The sequence below is a fragment of the Sorangium sp. So ce394 genome, from assembly GCF_051474665.1.
Lineage (GTDB): Bacteria > Myxococcota_A > Polyangia > Polyangiales > Polyangiaceae > Sorangium > Sorangium cellulosum_D.
Window position 1 is genome coordinate 11,796,765 of the sequence record NZ_CP150339.1, and the last position, 12,182, is coordinate 11,808,946.

At 72.4% G+C, this 12,182-nt stretch carries 9 protein-coding genes; 6 read left to right on the forward strand and 3 right to left on the reverse strand.

The window, feature by feature from the left end; translation table 11 throughout:
• The first annotated feature begins 33 nt into the window (after nt 1-33).
• Together WMF33_RS43560 and WMF33_RS43565 are read left to right on the forward strand one after the other, a co-directional pair.
• Complete coding sequence (locus WMF33_RS43560; RefSeq protein ID WP_437334119.1) at nt 34-1,482, forward strand: non-reducing end alpha-L-arabinofuranosidase family hydrolase; 1,449 nt, start codon at nt 34-36, stop codon at nt 1,480-1,482.
• Between the two features lie 343 nt (nt 1,483-1,825).
• Nucleotides 1,826-3,319: a hypothetical protein gene (locus WMF33_RS43565; RefSeq protein ID WP_437334120.1), complete on the forward strand. Its 1,494-nt coding sequence runs from the start codon at nt 1,826-1,828 to the stop codon at nt 3,317-3,319.
• Nucleotides 3,320-3,372: 53 nt separating this feature from the next.
• Here the strand turns inward: WMF33_RS43565 and WMF33_RS43570 are convergent, their stop codons facing one another.
• Nucleotides 3,373-4,965 carry a sensor histidine kinase gene (locus tag WMF33_RS43570; RefSeq protein ID WP_437334121.1) on the reverse strand — a complete coding sequence of 531 codons (1,593 nt, stop codon included), beginning with the start codon at nt 4,963-4,965 and terminating at the stop codon, nt 3,373-3,375.
• A 66-nt stretch (nt 4,966-5,031) separates the two neighbouring features.
• The gene (gene metG / locus WMF33_RS43575) at nt 5,032-7,107 is read right to left on the reverse strand and encodes a methionine--tRNA ligase (protein WP_437334122.1); all 2,076 of its coding nucleotides are present in this window, start codon (nt 7,105-7,107) and stop codon (nt 5,032-5,034) included.
• A gap of 156 nt (nt 7,108-7,263) precedes the next feature.
• On the opposite strand from metG, the gene WMF33_RS43580 reads away from it, so the two are divergent.
• The 3 genes from WMF33_RS43580 to WMF33_RS43590 are packed head-to-tail and all read left to right on the forward strand — an operon-like array spanning nt 7,264 to nt 10,288.
• Nucleotides 7,264-7,941, forward strand: a complete 678-nt coding sequence (locus WMF33_RS43580) for a Dps family protein (RefSeq protein ID WP_437334123.1) — start codon at nt 7,264-7,266, stop codon at nt 7,939-7,941.
• A gap of 47 nt (nt 7,942-7,988) precedes the next feature.
• The gene (locus WMF33_RS43585; protein WP_437334124.1) at nt 7,989-9,284 is read left to right on the forward strand and encodes a phytoene desaturase family protein; all 1,296 of its coding nucleotides are present in this window, start codon (nt 7,989-7,991) and stop codon (nt 9,282-9,284) included.
• A 20-nt stretch (nt 9,285-9,304) separates the two neighbouring features.
• A complete protein-coding gene (locus WMF33_RS43590; RefSeq protein WP_437334125.1) occupies nt 9,305-10,288 on the forward strand; it encodes a sigma-70 family RNA polymerase sigma factor in 984 nt (327 codons plus the stop codon).
• Nucleotides 10,289-10,451: 163 nt separating this feature from the next.
• Here the strand turns inward: WMF33_RS43590 and WMF33_RS43595 are convergent, their stop codons facing one another.
• Entirely contained in the window at nt 10,452-10,784 is a 333-nt protein-coding gene (locus WMF33_RS43595; RefSeq protein WP_020740911.1) for a polyhydroxyalkanoic acid system family protein, read from the reverse strand.
• 293 nt (nt 10,785-11,077) lie between these two features.
• Between WMF33_RS43595 and WMF33_RS43600 the strand changes: the two genes are divergently transcribed.
• Nucleotides 11,078-12,142, forward strand: coding sequence for a hypothetical protein (locus tag WMF33_RS43600; protein WP_061621817.1), 1,065 nt, complete (start codon nt 11,078-11,080; stop codon nt 12,140-12,142).
• Nucleotides 12,143-12,182 lie beyond the last annotated feature (40 nt).

A 12,182-nucleotide genomic window follows, 5' to 3' on the forward strand; every position in this document is an offset into this window, starting at 1 on the left:
GTAGCACTTGTTCAGCAGGACGAGGAGAACGATATGGGGTTCGTATTCAGACACGCCTTGCTCGCCGCCGCGACCGGCGCCATCGCCGTGTCGTGTGTCGTCGGCCCGGAGGAGATCGAGAGCGATAGCGAGGAGGCCGGCTCGCTCGAGGGCGCCGCCGCCATCGCCAACCCGACCTGGTACGTGGACGCGCCGGTCCTGTACAAAGCCAAGGCGGAGCCCTACGACCACTACGCCGTCAAAGATCCGACGATCGTGTATTCAGGCGGCAAGTATCACATGTTCTACACCGGCGCCAACGCCAGCGGCGGATGGCAGATGCTGTATTCGTCCGCGACGACGATGGAGGGCTTCCGGACCGCCCCGCACATCTACTTGAGCAAGATCGGCGAGAGCTATTTCTGCGCGCCGCAGGTGTTCTACTTCGAGCCGCACAACCTGTGGTACCTGGTCTACCAGGATGGGAAACACGGCGCGGCCTATGCCACGACCTCGAACATCGCCGACCCGAGTTCGTGGTCCGGCCCGAAATCCCTGGGCGCCTCCGGCAACATGGGCTGGGATTACTACGTGATCTGCGACGATGCCAGCTGCTACCTGTACAACACCCCCGACGACGGCTCGCGCAGGCTCTACGTGCGCAAGACGGCGCGGGGGAGCTTCCCGGGCGGCTGGGGATCACCTTCGGTGGCCATCACCGATACGTTCGAAGGCGCGCACGTCTACAAGTCGCTCGCCGACGGCCAGTACTACCTCATCGTCGAAGACCTCAAGGACAACCGGTATTACGAGCTGTGGACGTCGACGAGCGCCGGCGGGCCGTGGCGGCAGATCGCCGAGAAATGGGCCTGGCGGGGCAATCTCGTGTACAACGCAGATCGGTGGACCACGAGCGTCTCCCACGGCGAGCTCATCCGCGCTGGCGTCAACCAGAAGCTCGAGATCAACGACATCAACCGCGTCGACTTCCTCATCCAGGGGAACCTCAACCTGTCGGGTCCCCCTTACCAGCAGCTCCCCTGGGATCTCGGCGTCATCCGCAACTACGCGGCCGGCTCGACCACGACGCCGGTCGGCACCATCCGCCAGCTCCAGTCCTACAACTTCCAGAGCCGGTACCTGCGCCACCAGGGCTTCCGCGCCCGGATCGATGAGGCGGTGTCGCCGATCCAGGACGCGCAGTTCCGCGTGGTGCCCGGGCTCGCCAACTCGAGCGCCGTCTCGTTCGAGTCGGTGAACTTCCCCGGCCGCTTCCTACGGCATCGCGGCGGCGAGGTCTGGCTGGACACGAACGACGGGTCGTCCGGCTTCCGGGGCGACGCCACCTGGCATCGCCGCCCCGGCCTGGCGAACAGCGGCTGGTCGTCCTTCGAGTCCTACAGCGCGCCCGGGCAGTACATGAGGCACTCCGGCTTTCTGATGATCGTCGGCACGGTGTCCGGCAGCGCCCAGCAGGCCGACGCCACGTTCCGCGAGCAATGAGGCGCCGGCGGCCCGCAGGCCGCGGAGGGAGCATGGTCCCTTCGTGCCCTCGAGGCGGGAGCCACGACCGCCCAGCTCAAGATGACCGAGGCGTGACCCCCGAGGTCCTGGGCTGACGCCGCGCGCCCGGCCACGACGCGCAGCGGGCCATCTCACACTCCAACACACCCCCACACGCAGGGACCGTCGCAGGACGCCACGATCACGTGGTTCGCGCGACTTTACATACAGATATTCCTTATTTAGAACAGGCGCCCACGCCCGGCGCTCCAGCCAGGGCGTTCGTGCCGCGGGCTCCAGCGGGCATGGAGCCGCGCCACGCGAGAAAGGTGCCTCCTCATTCATGCAAAGAACATCGATCCTGTGCGCACTGGCCAGCCTCGCGATCGGGGCTTGCACCCTCGACACCGGGACCTCGGGATCCGGGGATGACGGTCCGCTCGGCGAGGCGGCGCAGTCGCTCGTCACCGATTGCGATTACTTGAATCCGACGCTCTGGCCGCCGCTCCCGCTGCCCGTCGACTTCGACCGCGAGCTGCTCATCCGCGATGTCGCCGTCGTCGACGACGTCTGCCGCACCACCTGGTCTGGCTCCTGTCCCTCCGGCGGCACCCCGGCCGCGTGGACCTTCGGCATGCTCATGCGCCAGATGGCCGGCGCGACGCCCGTCCACGAGTTCGTGGCCGAGTGGCTGCACGCGTGGGAGGTGCCGAACGTCGTCAACGGCTTCCCCGTGCCGGCGCGGCCGGGCATCCGGCCCACGCTCATCGACCCGTGGCTCATCGCCAGCGGCTGCGCCCCGGGGGCGCCCATCGTCGGCCCGGGCGCCTGTCCGCTCGACATCACGCAGGCGCCCTTCCGCCTCCTCGCGATCCTCAACCGCGCCGATCTGCAGGACCCCTCCCCGCTCTACGGCGGCCCTCCGAGCGCCGGCGAGGTGCGCTTCGTCTTCGGCATCGTCGATCTGCCGAGCGGCGGCCCGCTCCCGGCCACGGTCATCCTCGAGTACAACCTCCCGTCGCAGCGCGGCGGGGCTCCGGCCACGACCTTCGACTGGGCAAACGCGTTTCACAAGCTGAGCGACCCGTCCCTCGGGCCGATCGGCTCGCCCGCGTACCTCGCGTATCTCGAGTCGCTGCTCACCGACATCACCTCGCCGGGGGCAGAGCCCGGCGCGATCAACTTCGGCAGCTCCATCGCCCAGGTGCGCACCAACGAGATCATCTTCGGGCCGGACTGGAAGCTCCGCGAGAGCACGCTCCAGCAGGTCGGCCTCGGGCCGAACGCCGCGCTGCTCCGGCCGGACACGACCAAGCAGACGCCGGACGACAGCCTGAACGCGTCGGCCGCGCTCGACGGCTACCTCGACGCCAACGCGCTCTGGACCGGCTCGCCCAACCTGATCGACTTCACCCAGACGCCGGTCCCGGCCCCGCTGCTCGGCGGCGAATCGACCTCGCCCCCGCCCCCGCCCGCGCCGGGGCCGTTCTGGGATCACACCGCGACGACGCCGCTCCAGGCCATCGAGCGCCACCATTTCGCGCTCGCCACGTGCAACGGTTGCCACAGCCCGACCGAGCTGGCGACGCCGTTCACGCACATCGACCCGCGCCCGCCGGGCGCGCAGTCCGGCCTCTCGCCGTTCCTCTCCTCACCGCCCATCCCCGCCGGCGGGGCCGTCGGCCTGCCCGCCCCGGGCACCGAGCTCACCGTGCCGGATCCCGCGGGCACGGGCGCCATGTTCTCGTACCACGAGCCGTGGCGCCGGGTTTGCGAGACGACGCGGATCCTCAACGGTGTGACCACGCCGTTCACGCGGGCCAACGGCGCGCACTGACCTGATCGCTGACCAGCGCCGGTCGCCGATCGGTACGGGTCACCGGCCAGGCCTCACCCCGCCGCCTCCGCCGCCCTCGCGGGCCACCGCGCCTCGAAGCGCGCGCCGCCGCCCGGGGCGCGCTCGTAGCGCAGCGCGCCCCCGTGCCGCTCCAGCCAGCGCGCCGCCACGGCCAGGCCGAGCCCCGTGCCCGGGTGCTTCGCGTCGCGCCCCCGCCCCGTCACGAACGGCTGGAACAGCATCCCCTCGATCTCGGCCGGCACCCCCGGGCCGTTGTCCTCCACGCGCACGATCACCGAGCCGCCCTCGCGCGCGACCACCGCCCGGATCCGCCCCTCGGCGACCCCGTCGAGCGCGATGGCCGCGTTCTGCAGCAGCGCCGTCGCGACGTCGAGGAAGGCGCCGCGATCGGCCTCCACGAAGATCGGTTTGCCCGCCTCGGGCGCGATCTCGATGGGCGGCGCGCCCTCGCCGACGATCTGCCGGACGTGGCTCGCCGCGAGCCGCAGCGTGGAGAGCGCGTCGACCTCGCTCACCTCGAGCGGCCGCGGGCGGCTGTAGCGGAGCAGGTCGTCGAGGAACCGCCTCGCTCGGTCGACCTGGCCGCGCAGCGAGGCCACGGTCTCGGGCCGCGCGCCCTGCCGCTCGAGCAGCTTCGTCTGCGCGGCGATGACCCCGAGCGGATTGCGGATCTCGTGCGCCACCGCGCTGGCGAGGCGCCCGAGCTCGGCGAGCCGCTCGGCCTGGTCGGCGCGCACCTCGACGCGCTCGATCTCCTCGGCGAGGTCGCGGACGCCGATCGGCCGCTCGAACAGCCGGCGCCCGAGGTGCTCCACGACGAGCAGGCGCAGCGGATCGGACGGGAGCGCGACGAGGAAGATCACGAAGACGAGCCAGGGGAGCGACGCGCCGCCGCCGGGCGCGAGCGCGGGCAGGACCTTGAAGAAGACCATGAGCCCGAGCGACGAGACGAGCGCCGTGAGGCCGGCGTAGGCGAGCCCCTGCGCGAAGACGCGGCGGGAGCGCCCCAGCTCGCCGATGAGCGCGGCGTAGGCCACGAGCAGGATGGCGAGGAGCAGGACCGGCGCGCCGAGGAGCACGTCGCCGAGCCCATGGACGCGTAGCACCACGAGGAAGCCGCCGCCGAGCGTCGCGAGCACGCTGCCGAAGAAGAGCGCGGCGATGCGCCGCTGCAGGAGGCCCCGGGCCGCGAGCGCGGCGCGCCCGATCTGGACCTCGAGCGCGATCGCGGCGGCGCCCATGACGGCGGCGAGCGGGAGGAACAGCGGGCCCGGCGAGCGGGCGGCGGGGCCGTAGAGCACGCGCGGGGAGACGGCCCCGAGCAGCGCCACCGCGGCGCTGACGGCGTAGGCCACGGCCACGGGGCGGCGCGAGGCGCCGGCGACGTCGGCGTAGGCGTGGGCGAGGCCCGCGGCGACGATGATCCCGCTCGGGAGGACGCGCTCGGCGAGGGCGACCGTGCCGTCGGTCTCGAGCAGGATGAGCCCCGTGACCCAGAAGGCGAGGAAGAAGCAGAGGGCGACGAGGCCGCGGCCCACGTTGCGCCCGAGGCGCAGCGCGGTGACGCCGACGGTCACGGCCACGGCCCAGAGCGGGTAATAGGCGAGGGCGACCAGCGGTCTCATGGGGCCTCGGCGATCCGGAGGCCGGCACGATAACGCTGGAGGCAGCGGGGAAGCGAGGTGCTCGCCTCAGTGCACCCGCATCCCCGGCTTCGCCCCCGAGTCGGGCGCCAGGAGGTGCACCGTCTCGTCCCCGGCCGCGAGCACCATCCCCTCGCTGAGGCCGAACTTCATCTTCCGCGGCGCCAGGTTGGCGCACACGATGACGAGCCTCCCGACCAGGTCTTCCGGCTTGTAGTACGCCTTGATCCCGGCGAACACCGTCCGCCGCGCGTCCCCGCCGAGCGAGACGGTCAGCTTGAGCAGCTTCTTCGCCTCGGGCACGTGCTCCGCCGCGACGATGCGCGCGACGCGCAGGTCGACCTTGGTGAAGTCGTCGATCGTGCACTCCGGCGCGAGCGGCTCCTTGGCGAGCGCCGCGCCGTCGTCCTCGACGGCCGCGCCGCCGCCCGCCGCCTGGCTCGCGGCCGCTACCGGCGCTCCCGCCGCCTGCGCCTCCGCCGCCGGCGCCTCCGCCGGACGGCCCTCCGCGATCATCTTCTCCACCGCACCCGGATCGACCCGCTTCATGAGGTGCTCATACGCGGCGACCGGCGTCCCCACAAGCGGCGTCTTCGCGAGCTCCCACCGGTCCATGGGGCACCCGAGCAGCCGCGCCACGTCGTCGGCGAGCTTCGGCAGCACCGGCGCCAGGTAGATCACGATCTGCCGGAACAGGTTGAGCGCCACGGTGCACACGGCCTGCACCTCGGCCTTCTTCTCCGGCTGCTTCGCGAGCGCCCACGGCTGCATCCGATCGACATACTCGTTCGCCCGATCCGCCAGCGACACGATGATCCTCGTCGCACGCGCGTAATCGAACGCCGCATACGCCGCCCCGATCGCGTCCGCCTCCGTCGCGGCCGCCGCGAACAGCCCCCCGTCGTCCGGATAGGCCGCCGACAGGCCCGTCTGGGCCACGAAGCGCGACGACCGGCTCGCCAGGTTCACCACCTTGTTCACGAGCTCGGCGTTCACCTTGTTGACGAGCTCTTCCAGGTTCAAATCGATGTCGTCGACCTTCGAGCTCAGCTTGCTCGCGTAGTAATAGCGGAGGTACGCCGGGTCGAGGTGCTTCAGGTACGTCGAGGCCAGCACGAACGTGCCTTTGCTCTTCGACATCTTCTCCCCGTTCACCGTGAGGAACCCGTGCACCTGCACGCGGGAAGGCAGCGAGAAGCGCGCGGCCCGCAGCATCGCCGGCCAGAAGAGCGTGTGGAAATAGACGATGTCCTTCCCGATGACGTGGACGATCTCCGTCTCCTCGGATCGCCACCAGTCGTCGAACGCCTCGCCCTCCCGGTCGCACCACTCCTTGCTTGCGGCCATGTACCCGATCGGCGCGTCGAACCAGACGTACCAGTAGTTCCCGGGCGCGTCGGGGATCTCGAACCCGAAGTACGGCGCCGGGCGCGACACGTCCCAGTCGCGGAGCGGCTCCGACAGGAAGTGGCCCGCCAGGTAGTTCGCGATCTCCTTCGGCATCCGCCCCTCGCCCTGCGTCCAGGTCGAGAGGAACGGCCGCTCCGGCTCGATGGCCACCATGAGGTGCTGCGCGCTCCGCACCTCGGGCCGCGCGCCCGTGAGCGCGCTCCTCGGCTCGACCAGATCCGTGGCGGCGTAGGTCGAGCCGCACCGGTCGCAGCTGTCGCCGTACTGGTCCTCCGCCCCGCACTTCGGGCAAGTGCCCTTGACGAACCGATCCGCCAGGAACATGCCCTCCTTCGGGTCGAAGAGCTGCGTGACGTCCTTCGTCGTCACCATGCCGCGCTCGCGCAAGGACGCCCAGATCTGCTCGCACAGCGCCCGGTTCGCGGGCGAGTTCGTGCTGCCGTAATGGTCGAACCGGATCTGGAACGCCGCGAAATCGCGCTGGTGCGCCGCGCTCATGTCGGCGATGACGTCGGCCTCGCTCCGCCCCTCCTGCCGCGCGCGGATCATGATGGCCGTGCCGTGGGTGTCGTCGGCGCACAGGTAAATGCACCGACGCCCGGCCATGCGCCAGTAGCGCGCGAAGATGTCCGTCTGCGTGTACTCGACGAGGTGGCCGATATGGATGTGCCCGTTGGCGTAGGGGAGCGCGCTGGTGAGCAGGAGCCTCTTCATGCTGCGCCGGACTTTGCACGAGATCCCGGCCGGAGGCGAGCGCCGATGCGCCCCGGCGCGCGGGCTGCTGCGCGGCCAGCAGCCCGCCGCTCCGCCCTTGGACGGACCAGGCCGCCGCTCTAGATACCCGATGTACCGAGCGACGCGGAGGGGACCATGGGATCGAGCCGAAAGCAGCGACAACAACGTGGCAAGCACGGAGAAACGCGGGCCCTCGAGGCCCAGCCGCTGCTGCGCCAGCGGAGCCGAGAGATCCAGCCTTTCGGGACGATCGTGGAGTATCCGCTCGCGCTCGACGAAAAGGCCCGCGCGGCGAGCGTCAAGGCGCTCAATCAGATCCTGGCCGACACCCTCGTCCTCCGCGATCTCTACAAGAAGCACCACTGGCAGGTGTCCGGGCCGACCTTCTATCAGCTGCACCTGCTCTTCGATAAGCATTTCAAGGAGCAGACCGCGCTCATCGACCTGCTCGGCGAGCGCGTGCAGACCCTCGGCGGCGTCGCCGTCGCCATGGCGCACGACGTCGCGGAGATGACGAAGATCGAGCGGCCGCCCCGCGGTCGTGAGCAGGTCCCGGCCCAGCTGTCGCGCCTCCTCGACGCGCACGAGGCGATCCTCGCGGAGACGCGCGCGGCGGTGAAGCTCACGACCGACAGCCGCGACGACGGCACCGCCGACCTGCTCATGAGCGACGTCCTGCGCACGAACGAGATGCACGTGTGGTTCCTCTCCGAGCACCTCGTCGACACGCCCCTCGTCCGCGCCACCGGAACCGCGGCCCGCCTCCCCTCCCCCGTCCGGGCCCGCCCCCGAAAATCGACCGGCCGCGCGTAACCTTTCCGGACCCCCGATCGTGGTACCGCCAGGAAAGGGGAACTGTGATGGAACGCACAAAAGATGCGGTGGTGGTCGGCGGCGGGCTCGCGGGCCTCGCCGCCGCGGCGTACCTGGGGCGGGCGGGCCGGTCGGTCGCCGTGATCGAGAAGGCGCACGCGCCGGGCGGCCGCGCCGTCACGCAGGAGAGCCACGGCTTCTCGCTGAACCTCGGCGCCCACGCGCTCTACCGCGGCGGGCCGGCGCAGGAGGTGCTCCGCGAGCTCGGGGTCCGGTACACCGGCGCGCCGCCGCCCGGATCGGGCGCGCTCGCGCTCGACCGCGGCGCCCTCCACACCCTGCCGTCCGGCGCCCTGTCGCTCCTCACGACGGGGCTCTTCGGCCTCGCCGCGAAGCTCGAGGTGGGCCGCGTCCTCGGCGGCCTCGCCGCGATGCGCCCCGCCTCGCTCGACGCGGTCCCGGTCTCGACCTGGCTCCGCGACGCCTTCCGGACGCCCGAGGTGCGCCGCTTCGTCGGCATGCTCGTCCGGCTGACGACCTACTGCGCCGACGCCGATCGCCAGAGCGCCGGCGCCGCGCTCGCCCAGGTGCAGCTCGCCCTGAGCCAGGGCGTGCTCTACCTCGACGGCGGCTGGCAGACGCTCGTCGACGGCCTGCGCGCCGCCGCGGCGGCGGCCGGCGTGGAGATCCTCACGGGCGCGCGGGCGACGCGCGTCGCCGCCGAGGGCGGCGCCGTCTCCTTCGTGGAGCTCGCGAACGGCGACCGCCTCCGCACGGGCGCCGCGCTGGTCGCCGCGAGCCCGCGCGCCGCCGCCGCGCTCGCGCCCGACGTCCCGGCGCTCGCCGCGTACGCCGAGCGCGCCGTCCCGGTCCGCGCCGCGTGCCTCGACGTCGCGCTGTCCCGGCTGCCCCGCCCGCGCTGCCGCGTCGTGCTCGGCGTCGACCGCCCCCTCTACCTGTCGCTCCACTCCGAGGTCGCGCGCCTCGCCCCCCAGGGCGGCGCCCTGTTCCACGCCGTCCAGTACGGCCCCGAGCTCGCCGGCCGCGACCCCGAGCGCGAGCTCGAGGACCTCCTCGAGCGCGCGCAGCCGGGCTACCGCGACGCGCTCGTCGAGCGGCGCTTCCTGCCCTCGCTCGTCGTCTCCAACGCCGTGGTCGCCGCGGAGGGGGGCGGCTACGCGGGGCGCCCGGGCGTCCGCGTCCCCGGGGTCGACGGGCTCTACGTCGCGGGCGACTGGGTCGGGCCGACGGGCATGCTCGCCGACGCGAGCCTCGGCAGCGCGCGGGACGCCGCCGCGGCCCTCCTCGCGCGCGCGCGACGGACGCTCGACCGCGCGGCGTGACGGGGTTACCCGGGCGATCCATGAGCAGCTCCACGGCCTCCTCCGCTGCCCGCGCGGCGCTCGCCCCGCCGCCGAGCTTCGTCGCCGCGAGCTACCGCGAGCACGAGCGCTTCCTCTGGGCGCTCTGCTACCGGCTCACCGGCAGCGCCGCCGACGCGGACGACATCGTGCAGGAGACGTTCGTCCGCGCGCTGGAGCGCCCGCCCGCGCGGACGGACGAGCCCGTCCGGCCGTGGCTCGCGCGCGTCGCGCTCAACCTGGGTCGGGACGCCCTGCGGCGCCGCAAGCGCCGCGCCTACGACGGCCCGTGGCTCCCCTCGCCCATCGAGACGGAGCCCGAGCCGCCGTCGTTCGAGATCCCGGGCAAGGACGGCACCGAGGGCCGCTACGACCTGCTCGAGAGCGCGTCCTTCGCGTTCCTCATCGCGCTCGAGGCGCTCACCCCGCAGCAGCGCGCCGTGCTCCTGCTCCGCGACGTCTTCGACTACTCGGTGCTGGAGACCGCCGACGCGCTCGGCCTGTCGGAGGCGAGCGTGAAGACGACGCACCACCGCGCCCGCCGCGCCCTCGAGCCGTACGAGCGCGAGCGCTGCCGCCCCTCGCCCGAGCTGGTCGAGCGGTCGGGCGCGGCGCTCGCGCGCTTCCTGGAGACCCTGGCCACACAGGACGTCGCCGCGATCGAGGCCCTCCTCAGCGAGGGGGTCCGCGTCGTCAGCGACGCGAACGGCGAGTACAGGGCCGCGCGCCGGATCGTCGTCGGCCCGAGCCGGGTCGCGCGGCTCTTCATCGGCCTGCTGCGGCACGAGGGCGGCGGAGACCTCCGCTACGAGAGCCGCCTGCTCAACGGCCTCGTCGGCCTCGTCGTCGAGCGCGGGGCCCCCGTCGACAAGGTGGCGCCTCGGTACGTCATCCGCTGCGACGTCGACGCGCGCGGCCGCATCGCGGCCATCCACCTCGTGCTCGCCTCGCAGAAGCTGACGGCCGTCAGGGCCATCGCGCCGTGAGCGCCGCGGCGGGACGAAGGGCGCGCGGCGAGGAGACAGCCTCTGCCGGCCGAGCACTGGAGTGAGTCATGTTGCGAGGCGTGCTTCGGCCGGCGAAGTGAATTCTGTCGCACCAACATAGCGCCGGCGGACGCTCATGTCCACGGCGGAACAGGCCGCTCGCTCAGGCGGTCTTGCCCCCGCCCTGCGCCCGTTCCTTGTGCGCCTCTTGGATGAAGTGGCGAACCTCTTTATCGATGGCGGCGATCGCCACTCCCTTGAACGGGCGCAGGAGGAACGGCACGTCGAGATCGACGTCCACGGCGCCGGGGCGCAGCTCCATGCTGCCTTTCAGCTTGACCCCCTTCACCGAGAAGCCGAGCTCGGCGCGCTTCTCGTCGCGCCACACGAGGAACGGCTCGTACTCCGCGTACCGCTCTCGGTACTGCGCGATCGCTCGTTCGGTGGCCACCTTCGCCTCGCTGTCGTTCAGGTCGTGCTCAATCGTGTGCTTCATGATGGGACCTCGCAGTTCGTTGGGGGGCACATCGCGAGAACCGGCCCGGTTACCGTCCGCCGGGGGCGTCCGCTCGCGGGCGCGGCGCCCGGCCGATTTCCATCGGTGAGATATCACGGATGCGCGGGTCTCGCGGGCCTCCGGCGCGCGACTGACTCACTTCTGTGCTCTGTGGCATTTCGCCACGAGGCGGAATTGCAGGTTTTTGTGAGCTCTCGCGCGTGCGCGCTGGGCTCGGGCGCATGCGGCGCGACGGACCGGGGGCGGGCACCGGCGATGCAAAGCGCCCTCTCATGCGTGCGCGAGGCGCTCGATCCGGCGGTCTCCTGGGAGGGCTCCTCACCGCGCTCTGTCTGGCGCTCGGCGCCGGCGGGTGCGCCCTCCCCACGCGGATCACCTCGGTGGACGCGGAGGTGGCCCGGGTCCAGACGCCGGCGGCGATCGACGAGGGGCTCCGCAAGCTGGAGGAGGCGGAGACCCAGCGGCGCGTCGCGCGGATGATGGCGAGCCCGGAGATCAGGGCGGCGCAGCGGCAGCTCGTCGCCGGGCTGCTCGACGGCACGCTCGCCTCGCTGGGCGAGGAGGACCGGGCCGCGCGCATCGACGCGCTCACCGCGCAGTACGCGCGCGGGGTCGTGCGGAGCGCGATGCGCGGGGCGCTCGACGGGGCGCTCGGCGAGGACGGCCGGCGCGAGCTCCAGCGCGCGGCCGGATCGCTGGTGGAGGCGAGCGTCCAGCAGCTCAAGGAGAGCCTCGACGAGGCCGATCTCGGCCCGTCCGTGGCGGCGGCGATGCGCGAGCAGCTCGGCCCGGCGCTCCAGGCGGTCATCGCCGAGAACCTCGGCCCCGGGGTGACGTCGCTGCTCGGCAGCGAGGAATTCCAGCGCGCGCTGGGCAACACGGCGCGCGTCGTCGCCCGCGAGATGGTCGCCGGCGCGAACGACGCGCTCATCGAGGCGCAGCAGCGGGGCGAGCGGCGGGACGACTCGATGCTCTCGCGCATCGGCCACCTCGCCGATCAGGGCGCGCAGCTCGTCAGCACGATCACGTGGCTGCTCGGCGCTGCCGCGGTCGCGCTCGCGGTCTGGGTGACGATGCTGCTCGTGCAGCGCAAGCGCTACCGCGCCGAGATCGAGCGGCGCGCGCGGGCGCGACTGCTCCTCGAGGCGATCGAGGCGACCGAGGGCAAGCCCTGGTCGGACGAGCTGCTCGCGGCGCTCGAGGACCGCTTCCGGACCGAGGAGGAGGCCGCCGAGCTCGCGCTCCGCCGCGCCCGGCGCAGGGTGCGCGGGGCGCGCGCCCGCGCGAACGGCGCGAGCGGCGCTGACGGCGACCTGCCGAGGCCGCCGCCCCGCTGAGCCGTCGCTCCCCAGTGGTCACCGCGCCCGGCCTCGCGTA

Excerpts from the sequence above, each read along its gene's own strand:
- WMF33_RS43560 (WP_437334119.1), top strand. The coding sequence starts at position 34 with ATGGGGTTCGTATTCAGACACGCCTTGCTCGCCGCCGCGACCGGCGCC.
- WMF33_RS43565 (WP_437334120.1), top strand. The coding sequence starts at position 1,826 with ATGCAAAGAACATCGATCCTGTGCGCACTGGCCAGCCTCGCGATCGGG.
- WMF33_RS43570 (WP_437334121.1), bottom strand. The coding sequence starts at position 4,965 with ATGAGACCGCTGGTCGCCCTCGCCTATTACCCGCTCTGGGCCGTGGCC.
- metG (WP_437334122.1), bottom strand. The coding sequence starts at position 7,107 with ATGAAGAGGCTCCTGCTCACCAGCGCGCTCCCCTACGCCAACGGGCAC.
- WMF33_RS43580 (WP_437334123.1), top strand. The coding sequence starts at position 7,264 with ATGGGATCGAGCCGAAAGCAGCGACAACAACGTGGCAAGCACGGAGAA.
- WMF33_RS43585 (WP_437334124.1), top strand. The coding sequence starts at position 7,989 with ATGGAACGCACAAAAGATGCGGTGGTGGTCGGCGGCGGGCTCGCGGGC.
- WMF33_RS43590 (WP_437334125.1), top strand. The coding sequence starts at position 9,305 with ATGAGCAGCTCCACGGCCTCCTCCGCTGCCCGCGCGGCGCTCGCCCCG.
- WMF33_RS43595 (WP_020740911.1), bottom strand. The coding sequence starts at position 10,784 with ATGAAGCACACGATTGAGCACGACCTGAACGACAGCGAGGCGAAGGTG.
- WMF33_RS43600 (WP_061621817.1), top strand. The coding sequence starts at position 11,078 with ATGCGTGCGCGAGGCGCTCGATCCGGCGGTCTCCTGGGAGGGCTCCTC.